The sequence below is a fragment of the uncultured Hymenobacter sp. genome (genome assembly GCF_964242765.1).
Classification (GTDB): Bacteria; Bacteroidota; Bacteroidia; order Cytophagales; family Hymenobacteraceae; genus Hymenobacter.
On the sequence record NZ_CAXTBM010000016.1, the window covers coordinates 38,519 to 60,509 of the forward strand.

Here is a 21,991-nt window from a genome sequence, read left to right on the forward strand (position 1 = left end):
AAAACGGCTGAACCCGACGCAATTGAGTGCCAATTAGCGGCGGCAGACCGGCAACAAGGCCCATCTGAAAAAAGCTCAGCAACAGCTATATTATTTCTTTACTACTTGTCGGTTGTCGTCTCACTTCACGGTATCTTTCCAAACGCCGTGTGCGTACTCTGTAGTGTACCTTCTTTTCTAACTGCTATGCATAACGCTGCTTCCCGGCTTTCCGCCCTTGCCCCGAACGCGCTGCTGCGCGTAGTACAGAATCTACGTGACGATATCACCCAACGCCTAGGAAAGTCGTCGGCTACTGTGGCCGAGTGGCGCGACTTGTTGCTACTCGTCGACCCCGAAGTGCAGGAGCGACCAGAATGCGGTACGGTCATCGTGCGCCAGGGCCGCGCCGCCCTCGACCGCCTAGCCAGCCATTATTTGGTGCCACCCCAGAATGTGCTCCCCAAACTCGACAACCGGTCTTTGGTTCATGAGAATCCAGTTGACTATGGCCTTTCGGACGAAGAATGGCTGGCTCTGTGCCTTTAAAAAGACTTACAAGACAGGTGTTGGATAGCAGGAAGCTTCAATGAGTGGTATTGGTGGCCTCCTACCATCCAATGCCTGCCCATTTACTTGTAGAATATTGCCGACACCCAATAATTCTGGGTGCGGTGGCCGTCATAGCGCAGGCCGTGTAACTCGGCAGCAGCGCGAATGAGCGGTAGGTCTTCCTCGTAAAAGCCCGAGAACAAAATAGGACTGTTAGGCTTCAAGTACTGCCCATAGGCTCCCATATCTTCTAGCAGCACATTGCGGTTGATGTTGGCCAGAATGATATCGAAGGGCTCTTCCCCTTCCAACGCTGTGATGTCGCCGAGGCGAGCTTCCACCTTGTCTTGCACGTTATTTTCCTGCGCATTATCGGCGGCGTTTTCGGCAGTCCATGGTTCCACGTCCACAGCCAGCACGTAGCTGGCGCCCAAGTGCACGGCCATAATGGCCAGAATACCCGTGCCGCAGCCCATATCCAACACCCGCTTGCTTTGATGGTCGATGTCGAGTTGGTTGGTAATCATGAGAGCCGTGGTGTCGTGGTGGCCGGTGCCGAACGACATGCGCGGCATAATCACGATTTCGTGGGCGAGGTCGGGACGAGCCTCGTGAAAGGGCGCCCGCACCGACACTTTATCGGCAATAACCAAGGGCTCGAAGTTTTTCTCCCACTCAGCATTCCAGTTCTGGCGCGTAATCACGCGGTGCTCGTAGCCAAGCTCTCCTTGCCCCTCGTAGCGGCTCATGATTTCGGCCACGGCATCGGCCGCAAACTGGTCTTCGTCGATGTAGGCACAAAACCCTTCGTCGTTGTCCTCGAAAGTATTATAGCCTACTTCAGCCAGTTCAGCTACCAGTATATCGGCTAGTTCGCGCGGGGCCACTACGCGCACTTCAACAAAATCCATAAGTAAAGAAAAAGAGATGCAAAGAATCCGGCAAACCCGACGACAAAGTTGGCAGGAAATTACAGCTACGCCTAAAAGCCTTCATTCGGTGCTGGTAGCATCGAATTAGGCAGAGTGCAACCCTTCCAACTTGTAGTAAAACCCAAAAAAATCGATTTTACCTATACATTATCTTTGTTGTATATTCCGAGGCCCTATCAAGGGCACATTTACCGACCTGTACTTATTCCTCTATGAAAAAAACTTTACGCATCCTCATCTCGCTGTTCTTCATTTGGTCGACAACCTCTGCTCAGCAGTCTGCGCCGGCTCCGCGCCTACTGGTGGGGTTGGCCGACGGCCTGCGCTCAGAGCTGCTGCCGGGCAGCAACTTGTCTGCTAGAAGTCAGATATTCAAGCAGCTGAATCAGGGCCATCACGCCGTGCAGGTAAGTGCCTTGAACCCTGGTAGCACGCAAGGCCGCCCCGCTGATATGCCGGCCGTTTACTTAATCGAATTACCCGCGGGCACTGATATTCAACAAGCTATCAGCGATTACCAGAAATCTGGTTTGTTCCGATACGTTGAGCTGGACGCGAGTGGACAAGGTGGAGGGGTGCAAGGTTTTTCTCCAAACGATGCTCTGTACACTCGCCAATGGGGCCTGAACAATACGGGCAGCTTTACCCTTTCGCCTGCAAAGGCCGGCGCCGACATAAAAATGGAGGAGGGCTGGGCTATTACCCGTGGCGATTCGTCGGTAACAGTAGCCATCATCGACAGTGGCTGCAAGCTCGACCACCCCGAGTTTAATGGCCGTATTTGGCGCAACCGCCAAGAAATAGCAGACAATAACATCGACGATGATCAGAATGGGTACGTAGATGATGTTAGGGGTTGGAATTTCGTGAGCAATAACAACAACCCTACTGATGATTTAGGCCATGGCACCAATGTAGCTGGCATTCTCGGTGCTTCCGGCAACAATACCCTCGGCTATGCTGGGGTTAACTGGGGCTGTAAGCTGATGATATGCAAAGGGTTGAATGCCCAAAATTCCGGCTTTTATTCCTGGTGGATCAGCGGCATTTACTACGCGGTAAACAATGGTGCCCGCGTAATCAACATGTCCTTAGGGGGAGTCAGCACCTCCCAGGCCATGCAGGAAGCGGTAACCTATGCTACCCAGCGCGGCGTGACAGTAGTGGCGTGTATGATGAACGACAACAACAGCACTGTATACTACCCGGCGGGCCTAACTGGATTGGTGGCAGTAGGCTCTACCAATCCCGATGATACCCGTACCAACCCATTTTTCTGGAGCGCGACAAGCGGCAGTAACTTTGGTCCGCATATTTCGGTGGTAGCGCCTGGCAATTACATATATGGCTTGCATTACCTTTCCAACACCAACTACAACACTTATTGGGGCGGTACTTCGCAAGCTACGCCCTACGTGGCGGGGCTTGTATCGTTGATGCTTACCATGAGGCCGCAACTGATGCCAGCGCAAGTGAAAGCTACTTTGCAAGCAACAGCCGATGACCTGGTAGGCGCCCCCACTGAAGACACCCCAAACTGGGACCAATACTATGGCCACGGCCGAGTGAATGCCGGCCGGGCCCTTACCACTGTTGTAGCCGGCACCCCAAAGCCTCGCTTTGCCATTTCCGCGTTACAAGTATTCCCCAACCCTGCCCACAATCAATGTACGCTGCACATCACGGACACTCGCTTATTGAACCATGAGGTGCAGGTTTTCAATACTATGGGCCAGTTGGTGCATCATCAGCTGCTAACTAGTTCCACCATGCGTGTACCCCTCACGCTACCACCCGGCACGTACTGGCTGACGCTAGCTGGAATCGTAGGGATTGGCCACAAACTTGTATTACAGTAAGGTGTGTTAGAGAACTTGTGATTTCAACTAAAATGCAGGTCAAGCCAGAGCACAAGTTGAAATTAGCTGGTGTGAGTGATATCAGGTGACGTTGAAGGAGCTAACAAAGGAGCCTATTCCAATAATGGAATAGGCTCCTTTGTTAGCTCCTTAGCGGTTTTAGATTACTGTTTGCGACAGCCAGCGAAAGACCGAACTTTGGTGTAATGCACGCTGAAATCGGCCAATGCCCGCTTGTCGGACACGAACAGCACGTAATCGGCAAAGTCGCGGGCTTCGGTGAAATACCAGAGGCCTGCTTTGTCGGCAAAAAGCTTGTTGTCTTCTGTGAACACCAGTACATCGGCAAAGGCCTCCTCTGGCTCTTCGTATATCACGCCAAAACACGTACCACGGCGGCGCGGGTCGCGCTCCAGGTATATTGTGCCGTAGATACGGCACGGCTCCAAAGAAGCCGCAGGCGCCGCAGCCACGAAAGGCACACGCGGCGCTAGTGCTGCAAATGGATTCAGCGACAATAGGCCAGACACAAGGAGTTCAGCAAGCATAGTAGGAAAGAAGGAAGTATACTATCCGACAATTATCCGGCCTAATTTAGTTTAACTCAACCGCCAAGCTCCTGCTTCCGCGAGCATGCGCAGAAGCAGGAGCTTGGCGGTTGAGTTAAAAGGACTTGATGATTTCAGTGAAGTCTCGGGATTTGAGAGAGGCTCCGCCGATTAGACCGCCATCTACGTCGGGCTGGCTGAACAACTCGCGGGCGTTCTGCGCGTTGGCCGAACCGCCATACAGAATGGTGGTGTTCAAGGCCGCTTCCGCGTCGTATGCGCGGGCTATCTGCTCCCGTATGAAGGCGTGTACTTCCTGGGCTTGGGCACTGGTGGCCGTTTTGCCCGTCCCGATGGCCCAGATAGGCTCGTAGGCAATAACCACTTGGTCGAACTCTTCATTGGAAAGATGGAACAAACCGTCTTTCAACTGCTTGCTGATGAAGTCGAAGGTGTCCTCGGCTTCGCGGGTTTCCAGCGACTCACCGACGCAGAAAATTGGCTTCAGGCCGGCAGCCAAGGCCGCCTTCAGCTTTTGGCTCAGCAACTCATCGTCCTCGCGGAAATATTGCCGCCGCTCGGAGTGCCCGAGAATCACGTACTCGCAGCCCACCGACTGCAACATTTTGGCGGATACCTCGCCGGTGTAGGCGCCGCTTTCCTTCTGGCTGCAATTCTGCGCGCCCAAGTGAAAGCAACTATTTTCGGGTAGCTGCTTGCCAATGGCGGCCAGAAACGGAAATGGCGGGCAGACAACCACTTCCGCCCCGTTGGGGCCGGTAACTTCATCTTGCACCATGTTGGTGATTTCCGATACCAGGGCGAGGCCGTCCTGATAGGTGGTGTTCATTTTCCAGTTGCCGGCAACAATATTCTTACGCATGGAGGGCGAATTGAGGTGGAAGAAGATGGGCGCAAGTTAGTGGGTCTGCCCAACCTAACCGGTGTTTTTCTGACTTGCGAAGCTAAACCTCTACCATGCGCCGCCCCCGACCCGAAGCCAGCACCAAGCCCCCTACTGCCACAACACCGGCCCCTATCAAGGCGGCCCAGCTTAGTTCGGGGTATATGTGGCGTTGCGCCACCCATATGGCTATCAGGGCCCAGGCCACCACCAGCGGAAAAGCCACTTCTTTGAATTCGCGGCTTATTAGCAGCCCGAGGCCCACCACTACCGCCAAGAGCACCAGTCCCAGTAGCATGGCCAGGTTTAGGTCGGGCTGCCAGCCTAGCTGCCGCAGTCCGATAATACTGTCGATAGTAGCGGCCACCGAAATCCAGCCCAGATACAAAGCAAAAGGCACACTAACCCAACGGGGAGCAACATCAGCCAGTACCAGTCGCCGTGCCCGGCCATAGGCCATAATGAGGGCGCCCAGGATAACAAGCATCACCAACCAGCCCGGCAGCATTCGTTCATAAGCAAATAAGACCACCCATAATGCTGTAGCAATGTTGGCCACTGCAAGAGGTTGCGCTACGGCATCGGGCAGCAAGTTGGTACGCTGAGTTGGCAACAGCTGCCAAACGGCATATACCGCTAGAGTCAGAAAAATCAGGCCCCAAATAGAGAAGGCATAGCCCGCCGGAGTTAGCAAAGTGGGGTACTTGCCTGAAACCGTACCCATGCTCTGGCCATTGAAGGGGAAGGCATTGGAGTAGTAGTTGAGGCCAATATTACCGAGTATGGCAAGAGCTGCCAACCACCGCCAAATACGGCTCGAAGCGGAATCATTGATAGTATAGGCGGAAGTAAAATTGGAAGACATAAGCTGGAATGTTAGTGGCTAGTAATACGCCCAGTGAGGCCAGTTGTGTATAATCCAAGCGCATCTATCAAAGTTACAAGAGGGCATTCTTCTAGCCCTTATTTAAAATTTGTCTAATTATTATTTATAAAAGGTCTAAATAATAAAAATTACTAGCGAGTTTTGCGCTTGTCAACCTATCGCAACACCGCATGAAATCGTCTAGTCCACGTTCGGCAAGCCAACTGCTCACTTGCTTGCTCGTCTCGTTACTCTCTACCCTTCCTTTATCAGCCTACGCACAAAGAGGGGTTGTGCGAGGCCATATCACCACAGTTGAAGGCCTACCTATTGTAGGAGTTTCCGTTGGCCTGAAAGGCACAAGCAAAGGTGCCAACACCGACAACAATGGCAACTACCGCATAACTGGGCTACAGTCGGGCACCTATACCTTGGGTGTGCGTCTCGTAGGATTCACCACCCAGGAGCGGCCAGTGCAGGTGGCAGCTGGTCAAACAAGCACCCAAGATTTTCAGCTTACTGAAAACACAGAGCAGCTAAACGAGGTGGTAGTTGAGGGAGATGCCATCAACAAGTTTGCGCGCAAGGAGTCGGAATACGTGTCGAAGATGCCACTGAAGAACTTGGAGAATCCGCAAGTCTATGCTACGGTTGGCAAGGAGTTGCTGAAGGAACAGCTGGTTTTCACGGTGGATGATGCCATCCGCAACGCGCCGGGTGTGCAGCGCATGTGGGAAGCTACGGGCCGGGCCGGCGACGGCGGCAGTTTCTACAACAGCCGCGGCTTCGTGGTATCGAGTCAGTTGCGCAACGGCATTGCCGGCAACGTAACCAGCGACATCGACGCCGTGAACCTGGAAAGACTGGAAGTAATCAAAGGCCCATCGGCTACGCTCTACGGCAGCTCACTTACGTCGTACGGCGGCTTGCTCAACCGCGTGACGAAGCGCCCTACCGACTCGTTCGGAGGCGAGATAAGCGTGGCAGGCGGCAGCTACGGTTTCCACCGCATCAGCGCCGACGTGAACTTGGTAGATCCTACGGCTGCCAACAACAAGCCCAAGGCGCTGGCTTTCCGCCTGAACACGGCCTACAACTACGAAGACAATTTCCAGAATGAAGGCTTCGGTAAGAACTTGGCGGTAGCCCCGAGCCTGACGTTTCGCCCCTCTGACCGCCTGACTATTAACCTTGATGCCGAGCTGTACCAAAGCCGCAACGTGGGCAAGCAATTGATTTTCTTCTACTACCCCGCAGCACAGTTGGGCTTCGACCGGGCCGATGAGGCGCCGATTGACTACCGCAACTCCTACATGGGCAACGGGCTGACGCAAAAGTCGCGCAGTGCGAACTTCTTCGGACAGGTGAACTACCAGATTGCGCCGGGCTTCACGTCCTCCATCAACCTGACCTCCAGCCACAGCTACTCCAACGGCTTCGGTCCGTACTTCTACTTCCTGCCCGATGTAGCGCTCGACTCCACGGCCGGCCCCGGCACGCACAATCTGGTTCGCGCCGACCAATCGACCAATAATAGCAGCAACCAGGTTTTCGAGGCGCAACAGCTTTTCAACGGAGATTTTAAAGTGGGCAACCTACGCAACCGCGTAGTACTAGGCTTGGATTTCCTGCGTGTTGATTCCGACATCCAGTTCTTCGGCGGTGCCGGCGACGTTGTGCCGCTGAACGTGCCGGGCTACAACTACGCCAGCCAGTTCAACGGCGATTCCCTAACGGCGTTCTACAACAGTCAAGCCACCAAGTCTACTTATCCCGTCACCACTAAGTCGGACACCTACAGCGCCTTCATCTCCGACGTGCTCAACCTAACCGAAAAGCTGAGCGTACTGGCCGCCCTGCGCTTCGACCATTACGACAACAAAGGGGGCATTCTGTACACGCCCGTTAAGGCTTACTCGCAAACCACTCTTTCGCCGAAGTTTGGGGTGGTGTTTCAGCCGGTACTAGACCAAGTATCGCTGTTTGCCAACTACCAAAACAGCTTCATCAACCGCGGCTCTTACATTGACGTGCTAGGCCAGCCGCGAAATGCGACGCCCGAAAGAGCAAATCAGTTGGAAGGTGGTATAAAGCTGGATGCTGCCGATGGCCGGATTAGTGCTACCCTGAGCTACTATGACATTCGCGTGAGAGATATTTTGCGGGCTACTCCTGTGGACTCTTCGGCGACAACACCCTTCAGACTTCCAAATGCTCAAACGCAGAACGGCACCCAGCTCAGCAAGGGAATAGAGTTGAGTCTGATTGCCAACCCAGTGCAAGGTTTTAACTTGGTAGCTGGCTTTAGCTACAACGACTCCAAACTTACTCGCACTACCGAAGACGTAAATGGTCGGCGGCTTGGCACGGCTTCGTCGCCTTACTTGGCCAACCTGTGGCTGAGTTATCGGTTATCGGAAGGTGCATTGCGCGGCTTGGGCTTGGGTGCCGGCGGCAACTACGCCAGCGACAACAAAATCGTGAACACCACAGCCAGCGTCTTTACCCTGCCTTCCTATACGGTGCTCAACGCCAGCATCTACTACGACCAGCCTAAGTTCCGGGTGTCGGCCAAAGTAGACAACTTCACCAACGAGCATTACTGGATCGGCTACACTACCATGAGCCCACAAAAGCTGCGCAGCATTATTGGTAGCGTGAGTTACAAGTTCTAAGCCACCTAAGCGTCGGGAGTAGCTAGCCCTGCGTTACGCCGCTCCCAGCGCTTGCACGGTTTCTTCACCTTCCGCGTTTCTCTATTATGACTTTCAAGAAAGTTGTCGGCAAAGTGCACCTCTGGCTCGGACTAGCGTCTGGGCTCGTGGTGTTTATTGTGAGCATCACGGGAGCCATCTTCACCTTTCAGGATGACATCCGGGACCTAACGGAGCCGTGGCGCAAGGTGGAAGTGCAGAAAACGGCACCAGTGCTGCCCTCCCGCTTGCAAGCTGCGGCATTGGCGAACCATCCCGGTGTGGGCGCCGAAACTTCCTGGGTTACTTATTTCGCCCCCGACCGTTCGGCTACTGTGTTTTTCATTGACAACGCCGGCCTGCCCATTCAGGTGTACCTGAACCCGTACACGGGCCAGGTATTGAAGGAGCAAAACCTACGGACGCATTTCTTTACCATCATCCAGGAGATACACATGCACCTGCTGCTACCGGAAGCGGTAGCCAAATGGGTAGTGGGCATCAGCATATCCATTTTCGTGGTGATGCTGCTGACGGGCTTGGTTCTGTGGTGGCCGAAACGCAGGCAGGAGCGTAAGCAGCGCTTCACTATCAAGTGGGGAGCCCGCTGGCGCCGCGTCAACTACGATTTGCACAACGTGCTCGGCTTCTACGCGGCCAGCATCGGGCTGGTGCTGGCTCTCTCCGGCCTGTTCATGATTTACCCCTGGATGCTGGAGTCGATTCGGTTTGCGGTTGATGGTGGCAAACCGGCTCCTCAGGAACTAATGACAACCAAGCTTGACACCTTGCAAACCGTTACGGCGGCCAACCAGCCACTATCCGACGTAGTGTATCGTAACGTACGCCGCCTTTCGCCCAAGAACGAGATGGTACTCATTGGGCCTACTGGCACGGGCAAAATTCCCGCGTTTTGCTGGACCTACCAGAAGGCGCTCCATTACTACAACCGCGACGAGTATGCTTTCCACCCCATTTCGGGCCAGCTACTAGAGTCCCGTTTTCATGCCACCAAAAGTGCCGGCACCAAGTTTTCCGACATGAACTATGACATGCACACCGGCCAGATTCTGGGTTTCGCCGGCAAGATAGTGGCCTTCCTAGGCAGTCTGATATCAGCCAGCTTGCCCATTACCGGCACCATTATCTGGTGGGGCCGGCGCAACAAAACGAAACGCCCGAAACGGTCCGCAGTACAGGTAGCTATTGCCTAAAGCCTATTGTCTAGTAAAGCAAATGGCCTGACTAGTCTTACGTGGTCAGGCCATTTGCTTTCTACTACAATGCGTGCTTATAGCTTCTCAGCCAGGAACCGCGCGGTGTGGTTGGAGTCTTTGAGCTTCGCCATTTCTTCCGGAGTACCTTCGAACAGCAAGTGGCCGCCGTTGATACCGCCTTCGGGGCCGAGGTCGATTACCCAGTCGGCGCACTTAATGATGTCCATATTGTGCTCGATGATGAGCACCGAGTTGCCTTGCTCCACCAGCGCATTCATGGCCATCATCAGCTTGCTGATGTCATGAAAGTGTAGGCCGGTACTTGGCTCATCGAAGATGAACAGAATCTTGTCGTGCTGTAGCGTGGCGCCTTTAGTCAAGAAGGAAGCCAGCTTTACGCGCTGCGCTTCTCCACCGCTCAGCGTGCTAGCCGACTGACCCAACCGGATGTAACCCAGGCCCACATCGTCGAGCGGCTTGAGGCGCTCCACTAGCTTCGGCTGGCCCTTGAAGAAGGTAATGCTGTCGGCAATGGTCATGTCCAGCACCTCGTCAATGCCCTTGTCCTGGTATTTTACGTCCAGGATGTCTTGCTTGAACTTACGGCCGCCGCAGCTTTCGCAGGTCAGGAAGATATCAGCCATGAACTGCATTTCAATCTTCACCTGGCCTTCGCCCTGACATACCTCGCACCGGCCACCGTCAATATTGAAGCTGAAGTGAGAAGGTTTGAAGCCGCGTGCTTTGGCTAGTGGCTGGTCGGCAAACAGCGCCCGGATCGTGTCGTAAGCCTTCACATAGGTCACGGGGTTGGAGCGGCTACTCTTACCAATCGGGTTCTGGTCCACAAATTCCACGTGCGTCACTTGCCCGTTCACGCCAGTCAGCCGGTCGAACTTACCCGTCGACTCGCCAGCACCGCCACCGAGTTGCTTGAGCAACGCCGGAGCCAGTATCCGCCGAATCAGCGTGGACTTGCCCGAGCCCGATACGCCCGTCACCACCGTCATCACGTTCAGCGGAAACTTCACTGATACATTCTTTAGGTTGTTTTCTCGCGCTCCAGTTAGCTCCAGCACATTGCGCCAAGTGCGGCGCACCTTAGGCACGGGCACCTCCAAGCGGCCGCTCAAGTACTGACCCGTGTAGGTATCAGTGTCCTTTAGTAGCTCATCGTAGGTGCCTTGGAACATCAAATTACCGCCGCCGCTACCGGCCTCGGGGCCAATATCAAGAATCTGGTCGGCGACTTCCATCATCTTCTCTTCGTGCTCTACCACAATTACGGTGTTGCCGAGTTGCTGCAAAGAACGCAACACCCCAATCAGTTGCTCGGCATCCTTGGGGTGCAAACCAATGCTCGGCTCATCGAGAATATACATCGAGCCCACCAGCGCCGAACCCAGCGAAGTAGCCAACGAAATCCGTTGGCTTTCCCCACCCGACAGCGTGCTGCTCAACCGGTTCAAGGTAAGGTAGCCGAGGCCTACGCGGTTCAAGTACTCCAGGCGGTTGGTGATTTCCGTTACCAGCCGCTCGGCCACTTTGGCGTCGTGCTCGTCCAGGTTCATGTTCTGGAAAAATTCCAGTGCTCGGCTCACCGGCAGCAAAACCAAATCGGTGATGCTCTGGTCGGAAATCTTAACGTATTGCGCGTCTTTGCGCAGGCGGGTACCACGGCAGTCGGGGCAAGTAGTACGGCCCCGGTAGCGGCTTTGCAGTACCCGGTACTGGATTTTGTGCGTCTGCGTAGCCACCCATTTAAAATAGGCGTCGAGGCCGTCGAAGTACTTATTGCCTTTCCAGAGCAGGGTCCGCTCGGCTTCACTTAGCTCGTTGTAGGGCCGGTGAATCGGGAAGTCGAAGCGAATACCGTTTTTCAGCAGCGGCTTCAGCCACTCGCTTTGCTTATCGGTGCGCCAAGGGGCAATAGCGCCTTCATACACGGTCAGGCTCTTGTCGGGAATTACAAGGTCCTCATCAATGCCGAGCACCGAACCGAACCCTTCGCAGGTTTGGCAAGCGCCGTAAGGATTGTTGAAGGAGAAGAAGTTAACGCTCGGCTCTTCGAACACCACGCCGTCCAGTTCGAACCGGTCAGAGAAGGTGCGGGTTTCGTCGTCCAGCTTCACGATGCATGTACCGTGGCCCTCGAAGAAGGCCGTTTGCACCGAATCGGAAAGGCGGAACATCAAGTCTTCGTCGCCCGGATGAATTACCGCCCGGTCTATCATGATGAATACGTCACCTTCTATCTCAGGCTGGCCTTCGGCAATCAGTTCTTCTATGAAGGCAGTCGTGCCGTTGGCCACTACCCTAGAATAACCCTTTTGCAACAGCAAATCCAGCTCTTTGCTCATTGGCCGGTTGTCGTCGGCGCGCAGCAGCGGGGCCAGCAGCATCACCCGCGTGTCGGCGGGCAACTGCATGAGATAATCCACTACGTCGGCTACGTTGTCTTTGCGCACCTGCTCGCCACTAACCGGCGAATAGGTACGGCCTACGCGCGCAAACAGCAGTTTCAGATAGTCGTATATTTCGGTGCTGGTGCCGACGGTCGAGCGGTTGTTCTTGATGCTCACCTTCTGTTCGATGGCAATAGCCGGCGAGATACCCCGGATATAGTCAACATCCGGCTTGTCCATGCGGCCCAGAAACTGACGGGCGTAGCTGCTTAGGCTTTCCACGTACATCCGCTGTCCTTCGGCATACAGCGTGTCGAACGCCAACGACGACTTGCCTGAGCCCGACAGGCCCGTCACGACAATGAACTTATTGCGCGGCAGTGCCACGCTGAGGTTTTTTAGGTTATGAACCCGAGCATTCTTTATTAGGATGAACTCGCGCGCATCGAGTTGGTCAATCGGGTCGGCCGCCGGGGCAGCCATTTGCAAAGCGGAATTTTCGGCCATAGACGGGGTAACAGCCACAACCGGGGGTTTGGTTTCCAGTGGGTGCGGTTTGCTACAACGAAGGTACGCGGGACAGACGGGAGGTTGGCGCACATTCTTGCCAAACGCCCCTCTAGCCGCCGTTGCAGCCTAGCTTAGCCCTCGTTTTATTTCACCAAGTACGGCCTCACTACCCGCGTCCAGATTTCGTAGCCTGCCGGAGTCATGTGCAAGCCATCCTCCAGGTATAGCTCGGGGCGCGGCTGGCCGTTGGGTCCGAGCATAGGCGTACCTACGTCCGCGAAACGCAGCTGCTGAGGGTGCGCTTCAATATATTGCTTGATCAGAGAATTGGCTTCCTGCATCTTGGGATATAAGCTCCAACGAGCCAAACTTGGCTTGATGGCCAAAAAAATCAGCGCGGTTTCAGGCAATTTTTTCCGCATCAGCTTTTCAAACTGTAGAAACGAATCGTATACCTGCGCCGGAGTTGCACCGGCCGCAATATCATTATCGCCTTCGTACAGGATCACCTGGCGCGGCTGGTAGCGCACCACCAGCTTATCGAAGAAATGATTGGCGTCGGGGAAGCGCGAACCTCCAAACCCCCGGTTCAAAACAGGTTGGCCTTTGAAATCAAAGGCAAGTGTTTTCCACATACGAATGGAAGAACTGCCATAGAACAGCAAAGGTGCTACTGGTGGCTTCTGAACACTATCCTGTTGTTTGAAAGCCTGCAATTCTGCTTTCCATTGTTCAGGATTGATTGGCGGAATAGCTGCTTGGCCGAAGCTCCTAAGCACCGACAATATCAGCAGCAAGCCAATGAAGCTGCACCGTTGAAAGCTTAAGTTTAGCATACGAATCATAACATGGCACGACGCTTGCCAAGGTATCCTTTAAGTTTTTATTAAGCCAGTAAATGTTCTTTCAGCTTCTTGCTGTACTTATTTAATACAATTGAATTATTCAGTAAAAATAACTACCCACATAGTGCAGGTAATTTGGTAATTTTCGCTTCCATATTCCTCTAACTAACGATTCAAGCATTGTTTTATAAAACTTTATGAAGAAAAGTTTACACGCCTTCTTCCTTTTTTGGCTTATCCTACTAACTCTGCCGGCTCTAGCAGCCAACCCAATAGTTTTGAACGGACAATGGCGCGGTCCATTGAAAGTACCTGGAGGTACGCTCGAGCTTATTGTCACTATTGTACCCCTCACCAACGGGACCTATTATGCCGCCCTCGACGTACCCCAGCAGCGCATCTACCGCATGCCCGTAGAGGTGGTCTTGAAAGGCAATGACCTCAGTCTGCAAATCGAGCAAGCGGGTAGCAGTTTCAAGGGTAAAGTTTTGAACGACGGGACCTTGTTGACTGGCATCTGGAAGCAACCTGGTCTTTCAGGGGCGTTGGAAATGCAACGGGCTGGCTCCGCCACTGCGGCCTCTGGCAAAGTTCGTCTGACGCCACCTTACCGCGAAGATGATGTCAATTTCACTAATGCAGCGGCCAAGCTTCGCCTCGCAGGCACGTTAACCATACCCGCCGGAGCAGGTCCTTTTCCGGCCGTCGTTCTCATCTCCGACTCGGGCCCACAGAACCGCGACGCCGGTGAACAAGAGTATCGCATGTTCAGCATTTTGGCCGATTACCTAACCCGCCGCGGCATCGCGGTACTGCGCTTCGATGACCGAGGTGTAGGCAGGTCGCAGGGCAGCTATTTCAACGCCACCACCATTGACATGGTAGGTGATGCTCAGGCAGCAATGGGCTTTCTACGGAGTCAGAATCTTATTAATCCAGAACAAGTCGGTTTTATTGGGCACGGCGAAGGAGCCAATGTAGCATTGCTAGCTGCCGCTGATGCTAATGCAGCCAAACCTGCTTTTGTAGTTTCATTGGCGGGCTATGGCCTACCGGGGCGCCATGTGCTGGTTCAGCAGCAATTGGAAATTATGCGGCTTATTGGCGCCAATCCTGCGCAAGTGAAAGCAGCACTGGCCCTGCACGTAGACATGATTGATATCATTCGGCAAACACCGAATGATGCTCAGGCCCGCGGCAAGGTGGCAGCAACGCTACGCAATAGCAACACCGACCTCGACCCGCATATGGCTCGGGCCCGGGCCATTCAGCTCACCTCGCCCTGGTCCCGCTATTTTATTGACTTCGAGCCTGCTCGCAAACTACCCGGCGTAAAGTGTCCCGTACTAGCTCTTAATGGCACCAACGATTTGCAGGTTGAGGCTAGCGGTAATTTAGCCATGTTGCGCCGTGGCTTGAGCAACAGTCGAGACGTTAAAACCCAGAAAATAACGGGTGTCAACCATTGGCTACAACCCATGCAGGAAGAATGGGCGTTGGTAAATGGCGAGCAGCAGCCTACTTTTTCGCCTAAGGCCCTGGAGGTAATGCGCGAATGGATAGCAGCCCGCACTACGCAGCCAGGTGCAGTACCTGTGACGGTAAAACGAACTTCTCCGACCAAAGCCAGCAAGGTGAGCCGCGAAGTACGGGCAGCCAAGCCGCAAGCCAGCCGCTAGGCTTTTCCTATAGTTTAAACCAAGGAGGAAGACCCAACTGCCTCGCTGCACAAGCCCCAAGGCAGTTGGGTCTTCCTCCTTGTGGTAGGCGTAAAGGGGCTCTTATGAGTTCACTGTATAAATGAATCTATGCCTTCACCGGCTCTGGGGTTAAGTCAAGGCGTCGCAGCTTATCTGCTCGCCATGCCGTGATGCCTACTACCAGCAGCGTCATAGCTCCTCCGAACACTACCGACTGCACTACGCCTAACAACCGCGCAGCTACTCCCGACTCGAAAGCGCCAATTTCATTGGAAGACCCAATAAATATGTTGTTAACAGCCGACACTCGGCCCTTCATATATTCTGGCGTATACGTATGAATTAGGGTCGAGCGCACGATTACTGAGACAGAATCGAAGACACCTGTCATAAACAACAGGAACAGCGACAGCCAGAAGCTACTTGACAAAGCGAACAATATAGTCGCTAAACCAAACCCAGCCACTGCCCACAGCAATTTAAGACCCGCTTGCCGACGCAGCGGAAAATATGTCAACGATACAGCCATTAGCACCGAGCCTATTGCCGGAGCGGCTCGCAGATAGCCTAACCCCTCGGGACCTACTAGCAGAATTTTATCGGCAAAAACAGGAAGTAAGGCTACTGCTCCGCCAAACAGCACGGCAAAAAGATCAAGCGAAAGAGCAGCCAATACCAGTTGGTTTTGAAAAATAAATTGCATTCCACTCAAGACGCTTTCTTTCAGATTAAGCTTTTCGCCTTCTGTCGCAGGTAGCGGCCGCCCGGCAATGCTAATAAACAGAAGCAGCGAAAGAGCCATCAGAATAATATCGACGCCATAAGCAACCGACATTCCAAAGTGCGCAAACAACAAACCGCCAACAGCCGGTCCCACTACCGCTGCAGTCTGCCAAGTGGTACTGTTCCAAGTAATAGCGTTGGCAAGATGTTCGCGAGCTGGCATGAGCTGCGGCATAAACGAAAATACAGCCGGCCCTAAGAATCCTCTTGCTACGCCACTAACAAATATCACAGCGTAGAGTGGCAGTGCTTTCAATACGACAAGGCCAGCTAATGGTACTTGGAAATTAATCCCGGCAGTTAATAGTGGCAGACCCATTGGACTCGCCAACAGCCACAGTGCTATCGAGCACAGCAGCAACACTGCTACCATGGCGACGATAATATTCTTACGACGCACCGAATCGGCAAGGTGCCCAGCATAGAGCGACACCACAATACTAGGAATGGCTTCGGCCAAACCAATTAGGCCCAAGGCTAGCGGATCACCCGTTAGTTTGAACATCTGCCAACTCACAGCTACTCCTTGTACTTGGGTGGCTAGCGTCATACACGCGCGAGCTGAAATAAAGCGGCGGAACTCTGGTAAGCGCAAGGCCGCGTAAGGGTCATGGCGCGGAGTAGCAGAAGCGGTAGGCATGGAACACTAACGAGCAATAAAAGATCTAAAGGTAGGGCTAGCCATCAAAATGAGTTCCACCTTTCCGAGTTTAGCCATCAAGTAGTTCCACTACCTCACTCCAACAAGACTCTTCCAGTTGACCGTCAAGCGCAGGCAGTTCAGGTACATAGTAAATGAGTGGCAACTGACTAAACAAGCAAAATATATTTTGTTGCCTTGACACAACCTTGCTTACTGACTTTTTTGGGCGTTGCTAATACAAAGCTTAAATGCGAATCTTCCATCAAATCAATAATTATTCAAACTTCATATTAGAGCAGGATTTCTGCTATCTAATACACTTTAACTGTCTAGCAGGTACAAGTAGCAAAGCATTAAATATTGCTTATACTACACATTAACAGATAGATCGTTTAGCAAGGCAGCTGTTTCTAGCTTGTTACAAACAATTAGGATAATTTAATATATGCGCTTGTGTTAACCCAAGATGTTAATTGAAAAGAATTAATCTAATGCAACAAAACATAATTGATTTCATATTTTATATAATAAGGTTTCATATTATGAAAAAATATTTTCTACTAACACTAGTTAGGCATTGTGTTTGCCCCGGCAGTTCTCTACATTTGGTACAGAAGGAAATCTTCATCCTCTACTCATTTTAGAAAATTCACCGGCAATCACGCAATATGGTTTGAAGCTCTACGTTCCCTTATTCGTAGCCTTTATGGAAACCATGCAGCCGAGCGACTCCGCTCTGATTTCACTATATATTGCCGGCAAAGAAGAAGCCTTCGCGCAATTGCTCGAACGTCATAAAGCCCGCGTCTTCACCACAATCATGTTGATTGTGCGCGATGAAGACGTAGCCGATGACCTGCTGCAGGATACCTTTATCAAGGCTATTCACACCATGAAAAGTGGTCGATACAACGAAGAGGGTAAATTCTCTTCCTGGATCTGCCGAATTGCTCACAACCTGGCCATTGATTTTTTCCGTCGCGAGAAGCGCAGCCCGCTGCTCAACCTCGATACGACGAGCCACGCATTCAATACCCTCTCGCATGCCGAAGAAGGTGTAGAAGCTGCTCTGACCCGGGAAGAAACCTACGCCCGGCTCCGTGAACTGATACAGGACTTGCCAGCGGCCCAGAAGGAAGTACTTGTTATGCGTCATTACGGCGATATGAGCTTCCAGGAAATTGCCGACGCGACGGGAGTTAGTATCAACACTGCGCTGGGGAGGATGCGTTATGCGCTGATCAACCTTCGGAAGAAGATGGCCGTACAACCAACTCTCTATGATCAAAACCTTACCCAACGAGAAACTGCTCCGGTACGTGTACAACGAATTGCCAGCTGATGAGCAGCATGAGGTAGAACAAGCCTTGGCGCACGACCCTGAATTGGCCGTTGCCTGTGCCGATCTACTCGTGACACAGCGTGCGCTTGATGCGCTAGCTTGTAAGCCGCGACAGCGAAGCACCGAGACTATTTTGCAATACTCCCGCACTTTTTTACGCTCGGCTTAACGAAAGTTAGGAAGCTCGTTAACACAGAGTAAACTTAAAACGGAACACCACGAAGCTTGCCATGCGGTAACTTCGTGGTGTTCCGTTTTTCATTCTACATGCTTAGCTGATTAAGGGGTCCTTTCGCAAATCATCCACCTCTTCGGCATATACGCCCTATCATCGTTGCTTTACCATGCGTACTACTGAGCGTTTCCGCCACTTTCTAGAATACTTCACCACCAATTTCCCACAGCCCGAAACCGAGCTGCGTTACGCCAATCCCTACGAGCTGATTGTAGCCGTGGTACTAAGTGCACAGTGCACTGATAAGCGCGTAAATCAGGTGATGCCCGCATTGGTCGAGCAATTTCCAACCCCAGCTCATCTAGCCGCTGCTACTGCCGAAGACATTTTTCCTTTTATTCGGAGTGTATCATATCCCAACAACAAAGCCAAGCACTTAGCTGGCCTCGGCAAGATGCTAACCGAAGAGTTTGGCGGCGAAGTGCCCAGCAGTATCGAGGAATTGCAGCGACTACCCGGCGTAGGACGCAAAACAGCCAACGTAGTCGTGTCCGTCATCTACAACCAACCGGCTATGGCCGTAGACACGCACGTATTCCGGGTGTCGCATCGGCTAGGCCTAGTTTCGCGCACGGCTACTACACCACTGGCTGTAGAGAGAGCTCTGGTGAAGCACATTCCAGAAATTTTGATTCCTAAAGCGCACCACTGGTTGATTTTGCATGGACGCTACATCTGTGTGGCGCGGCAGCCTAAATGTGCTATTTGTCCTCTGACTAGCTGGTGTAAGTATTACGCTACTAATGTTGCTACAATTGAAAAACCTGCCTCACTACCTGGATTGACTACAAATCAAACACCATCTAGTATAACTTAGTATAAAACTAGTTTTCAGCAGTACAACAGGCAAGTCAGGTACTATTTATTCGGCAGCTTGCTCTATAATGCGTTGCATTGTAGCCGCAATTTTCTGCCGATCAAAGGTGTTGGCAGCCATTTCCTGACCGGCTCTACCTGCTGCCTGCAACTGTTCGGGATACTCAAACAGTTTGCGTAACTGTTCCGCCAGAGCAGGTGCGTTGTCGGCTGGTGAGTACCACCCACACTCACTGGCTTGTATTAAATCGCGCGTCCAACCACCATTAGTGACAACTACAGGGGTGCCTACTGCTAGGCTGTCGTAGAGCTTAGCGGGAGAATTTGCATCCAATACCGGCATTCCCAGGAACGACACTATGGATATATCGGCAAGCTTAAACCATGTGAATACAGCGTGACGGGGCTGGGAAGGCACAAGCTGAATAAACGGGTAAGTAATGGCAGCTTCTCTCAGCAGAGACTCCTCGTATCCATGGCCCATAAACAACCAAACCACTTCCGGACGACTAGCAGCTAAGGTAACCGCGGCAGTTATTAGCATTGGAATATTGTTGGCACGCCCGAAGGTACCTGCATAAAGGATAACTCGACGCCCTTCTAATTGAAGCTGCTGACGTAATGCGGCTACGGTAGCAACAGTAGCTCGGGCCGCCAAATCAAGGTCGGTGCCGTTGAGTACAGTAGTTAACTTCTCTTCGGAAATTCCCAAGTTGCGTATGTAACTGGTCATACCCGGCGACAGTGGCAGAATATGACGAGCCGATTGGTACAAGTTTTTTTCCAAAGTGAAAAGCTGCTTTTGCGCCCATTTATTGGGCACAGCCCCCATAGCTACTGGAAATGCCGGCCATAAATCCTGCACCTCAAACACCCATGGCACCCGGCGCCAACGAGCTACCTGCGCAGCTACCCAAGCCGCCGTTAGGGGTGTGCTAATTCCCCAAATAACATCCGGTTTAGGTATGCGCATTCCTTCACGCAATGCATAGGCAGCATATTGCCCAAATGCCAACGCCCGCCTTTGCACGCCCATCTTGTTATGGTAAGGCACCTGGGCGGCGTGCATCTCTACTCCCTCCGGCAGCCATGGAAACTCTTGCGTCAGCCGTTGCCGCTCCCAGGTGCGTGTGGTAATAAGCGTAACACGGTGCGTACGGGCAATATGTGCCAGCAACGCATAGTGCCGACTCGTCGCCGGGCAGTCGGGGTTGGTATGATATTGACTGAAGACCGCAATGTGCACTGAAGGACCATTATAAACATGAATGTAGAGGAATGAAGCAGCGTGTGCCCAGGAAGGAAACATTGCTGCTCCATTCCTCTACATTTTTAATCTTTACCGCTCAGCACGGCGCGGCTTGGGCCGATAACGCGAATCGGTGAGAATATGCTGAGCCTTTTTATCGGCCATTAACTGCGCCAACGTCACGTTTGGGTTATTGGCCATGTACTTGCGCACAATTTGCCAGCCTACCCAGGCACCGATCCGTCCCGGACACGTTTTGTCGATTTCAGGAATATTGGGCCGCTCCCCCACATACTTCTGGATCACGAAAGGCGCCGTGGTATAAAGCAGCTTCTTATCCAGAAAATGCGCCCACACCTTGCTTTCATTAAAATGCACGCCGGCTAGCTCTTTAGTGGTATAGCCAATGAGTATGGAATCAGGCGTGCAAGGCAGCACCCGCTCGGCGAAGTAGAGTGACTTACCAAACTGAATCATATCTGCCAGCATGGTCTGATCGGTTAGCTCCTTTTTGTTGTATTTGCTGCTGATAGCCAGCGCGGCAGTGGGCAATACGTACTCGGGCCGGTACCTGCGCAAGATATAGTCAGGGACATTGGGACGGTACCGGGCAGCTGGGCCCACAAAAAAGTCTAAGCCCAGCACCATCAGGCTATCATTGACAAACATATCCTGGCTTAAGCCTGTGACAAAGGTCTTAACAGGCGGCACCCGAAAACCCTTGAAGTTGTAGCGAATATGCTGAAACATGCGCTCCAAATTGCTTTTTAGCTTTTCCGAATCCTGAAAGGTGCTGTCGGTTTGGCGGCCGAGTTGTTGCAAACCCGCGTTGGTAGCCAGCTTGGTGAGCGTACCGGCCAACACATCATCGGCGGGGAACTGCCGCCGCTGCAAAAACTGGTTGGCAAATAATGGATGTTCCGTTATAAAGCGCTTGGCATCAGTGGCATTTTTGATTTGAAAAAACGGTTTTTCCAACCGCTCCAACTCTACTGGGGCACTTACGTTAGCTACTTCTGGGTTGAGTTCACACGCATTTTGGTCTCGGCGGCATGCAGTAAGTAGAACAAAAACAAACCCCAGTAGAGTAGCAAGAATGGGACGCATATAAGTAGGATTGTAGAACACACTTCTATCTTTGAGGCGAAAATAGCCTAAAACCAAACGCCAGACGGCCTCGCTTTAGTAAGCCATACTGTTTATTCAGATTGTCCATGAAAAAATTGCTTTTAGCACTACTAACTGTGGGAGCTTCGGCCGGCGCCGCATCAGCTCAAGTTGAAATCGGACTAAAACTCTCGCCTTCCATTACCAACCTGCGCGCAGAGTCAGCTTCAACATCCGGCTTTGTGAATGAAAGTAGCAAGGTGGCTATTGGGGGGGGGCTCGTAGTTGATTATTTCTTTGGCCAGAATTACGCTTTCAGTTCCGGCTTGCAACTGGTGGGCAAAGGGGGTACTATCAGCTACGTAGATGGATCTACGCGTTATGAGCAGAAAATTGGGATACAATATTTAGAAGTGCCCGTTACGGTAAAGCTTTTTACCAACGATGTAACCACCGATACAAAACTTTATTTCCAGTTAGGCGGCACTCTGGGAGGCGCTATTGCCGGCAAGATTGACGGTAACAAGCGTTTCACTGACCCCGCCACTGGCCAGGAAAATAAAGCACTAGACTACGTTATTCTTCCCGACGCGGCCGTATTATTAGGCTTTGGGGCCGAATACCAGCTAGGCCAAAGCACGAAGGTTTTCGCTGGCCTGAGCTACCATCGGGGTCTGCTCAACATCGATAACTACTTCGAGGACGAACGTAATTTCTCTGACGTGACGCTTAAGAACAGCGAATTTGCGCTTGATTTAGGTCTTAAGTTTTAAAACGTATTACCTTAAAAATAGGAAAAAGCCCGCG

The 21,991-nt window shown here is 52.5% G+C and carries 17 protein-coding genes; 8 read left to right on the top strand and 9 right to left on the bottom strand.

What is annotated here, in order from left to right; translation table 11 throughout:
- The first annotated feature begins 186 nt into the window (after window positions 1-186).
- On the top strand, window positions 187-528 hold the full coding sequence (locus ACFE7X_RS08975) for a hypothetical protein (protein WP_375435337.1): 342 nt from the start codon (window positions 187-189) through the stop codon (window positions 526-528).
- 83 nt (window positions 529-611) lie between these two features.
- Here the strand turns inward: ACFE7X_RS08975 and prmA are convergent, their stop codons facing one another.
- Entirely contained in the window at window positions 612-1,442 is an 831-nt protein-coding gene (gene prmA / locus ACFE7X_RS08980; RefSeq protein ID WP_375435338.1) for a 50S ribosomal protein L11 methyltransferase, read from the bottom strand.
- 233 nt (window positions 1,443-1,675) lie between these two features.
- On the opposite strand from prmA, the gene ACFE7X_RS08985 reads away from it, so the two are divergent.
- Window positions 1,676-3,322 (top strand): S8 family serine peptidase, encoded by a 1,647-nt coding sequence (locus ACFE7X_RS08985; protein ID WP_375435339.1) that lies wholly within the window; start codon window positions 1,676-1,678, stop codon window positions 3,320-3,322.
- A 164-nt stretch (window positions 3,323-3,486) separates the two neighbouring features.
- Here the strand turns inward: ACFE7X_RS08985 and ACFE7X_RS08990 are convergent, their stop codons facing one another.
- From ACFE7X_RS08990 to ACFE7X_RS09000, 3 genes are all read right to left on the bottom strand, one after another.
- A complete protein-coding gene (locus ACFE7X_RS08990; protein ID WP_375435340.1) occupies window positions 3,487-3,870 on the bottom strand; it encodes a DUF6150 family protein in 384 nt (127 codons plus the stop codon).
- A gap of 115 nt (window positions 3,871-3,985) precedes the next feature.
- Window positions 3,986-4,753 carry a triose-phosphate isomerase gene (gene tpiA / locus ACFE7X_RS08995; RefSeq protein ID WP_375435341.1) on the bottom strand — a complete coding sequence of 256 codons (768 nt, stop codon included), beginning with the start codon at window positions 4,751-4,753 and terminating at the stop codon, window positions 3,986-3,988.
- An 82-nt stretch (window positions 4,754-4,835) separates the two neighbouring features.
- Complete coding sequence (locus ACFE7X_RS09000) at window positions 4,836-5,639, bottom strand: hypothetical protein (protein WP_375435342.1); 804 nt, start codon at window positions 5,637-5,639, stop codon at window positions 4,836-4,838.
- Window positions 5,640-5,932: 293 nt separating this feature from the next.
- Between ACFE7X_RS09000 and ACFE7X_RS09005 the strand changes: the two genes are divergently transcribed.
- Both ACFE7X_RS09005 and ACFE7X_RS09010 read left to right on the top strand, forming a co-directional pair.
- Window positions 5,933-8,314: a TonB-dependent receptor domain-containing protein gene (locus ACFE7X_RS09005; protein ID WP_375435343.1), complete on the top strand. Its 2,382-nt coding sequence runs from the start codon at window positions 5,933-5,935 to the stop codon at window positions 8,312-8,314.
- 86 nt (window positions 8,315-8,400) lie between these two features.
- Window positions 8,401-9,546 carry a PepSY-associated TM helix domain-containing protein gene (locus tag ACFE7X_RS09010; protein WP_375435344.1) on the top strand — a complete coding sequence of 382 codons (1,146 nt, stop codon included), beginning with the start codon at window positions 8,401-8,403 and terminating at the stop codon, window positions 9,544-9,546.
- Between the two features lie 77 nt (window positions 9,547-9,623).
- Here the strand turns inward: ACFE7X_RS09010 and uvrA are convergent, their stop codons facing one another.
- Both uvrA and ACFE7X_RS09020 read right to left on the bottom strand, forming a co-directional pair.
- Complete coding sequence (gene uvrA / locus ACFE7X_RS09015; protein WP_375435345.1) at window positions 9,624-12,461, bottom strand: excinuclease ABC subunit UvrA; 2,838 nt, start codon at window positions 12,459-12,461, stop codon at window positions 9,624-9,626.
- A 146-nt stretch (window positions 12,462-12,607) separates the two neighbouring features.
- On the bottom strand, window positions 12,608-13,099 hold the full coding sequence (locus ACFE7X_RS09020; RefSeq protein ID WP_375435346.1) for a GDSL-type esterase/lipase family protein: 492 nt from the start codon (window positions 13,097-13,099) through the stop codon (window positions 12,608-12,610).
- Between the two features lie 488 nt (window positions 13,100-13,587).
- On the opposite strand from ACFE7X_RS09020, the gene ACFE7X_RS09025 reads away from it, so the two are divergent.
- A complete protein-coding gene (locus ACFE7X_RS09025) occupies window positions 13,588-14,988 on the top strand; it encodes an alpha/beta hydrolase family protein (protein ID WP_375435347.1) in 1,401 nt (466 codons plus the stop codon).
- Between the two features lie 127 nt (window positions 14,989-15,115).
- Here the strand turns inward: ACFE7X_RS09025 and ACFE7X_RS09030 are convergent, their stop codons facing one another.
- Window positions 15,116-16,432 (bottom strand): MFS transporter, encoded by a 1,317-nt coding sequence (locus ACFE7X_RS09030; RefSeq protein ID WP_375435348.1) that lies wholly within the window; start codon window positions 16,430-16,432, stop codon window positions 15,116-15,118.
- A gap of 709 nt (window positions 16,433-17,141) precedes the next feature.
- On the opposite strand from ACFE7X_RS09030, the gene ACFE7X_RS09035 reads away from it, so the two are divergent.
- Both ACFE7X_RS09035 and nth read left to right on the top strand, forming a co-directional pair.
- Window positions 17,142-17,777 carry an RNA polymerase sigma factor gene (locus ACFE7X_RS09035; protein ID WP_375435349.1) on the top strand — a complete coding sequence of 212 codons (636 nt, stop codon included), beginning with the start codon at window positions 17,142-17,144 and terminating at the stop codon, window positions 17,775-17,777.
- A gap of 344 nt (window positions 17,778-18,121) precedes the next feature.
- The gene (nth, locus tag ACFE7X_RS09040) at window positions 18,122-18,829 is read left to right on the top strand and encodes an endonuclease III (RefSeq protein ID WP_375435350.1); all 708 of its coding nucleotides are present in this window, start codon (window positions 18,122-18,124) and stop codon (window positions 18,827-18,829) included.
- Window positions 18,830-18,874: 45 nt separating this feature from the next.
- Here the strand turns inward: nth and ACFE7X_RS09045 are convergent, their stop codons facing one another.
- Window positions 18,875-20,074 carry a glycosyltransferase family 4 protein gene (locus ACFE7X_RS09045; RefSeq protein ID WP_375435351.1) on the bottom strand — a complete coding sequence of 400 codons (1,200 nt, stop codon included), beginning with the start codon at window positions 20,072-20,074 and terminating at the stop codon, window positions 18,875-18,877.
- 93 nt (window positions 20,075-20,167) lie between these two features.
- Window positions 20,168-21,184, bottom strand: coding sequence for a gliding motility lipoprotein GldB (gldB, locus tag ACFE7X_RS09050; RefSeq protein WP_375435352.1), 1,017 nt, complete (start codon window positions 21,182-21,184; stop codon window positions 20,168-20,170).
- Between the two features lie 107 nt (window positions 21,185-21,291).
- Here gldB and ACFE7X_RS09055 point away from each other — a divergent pair, with 107 nt between their 5' ends.
- A complete protein-coding gene (locus ACFE7X_RS09055) occupies window positions 21,292-21,957 on the top strand; it encodes a porin family protein (RefSeq protein WP_375435353.1) in 666 nt (221 codons plus the stop codon).
- The last annotated feature ends 34 nt before the right edge of the window (window positions 21,958-21,991 follow it).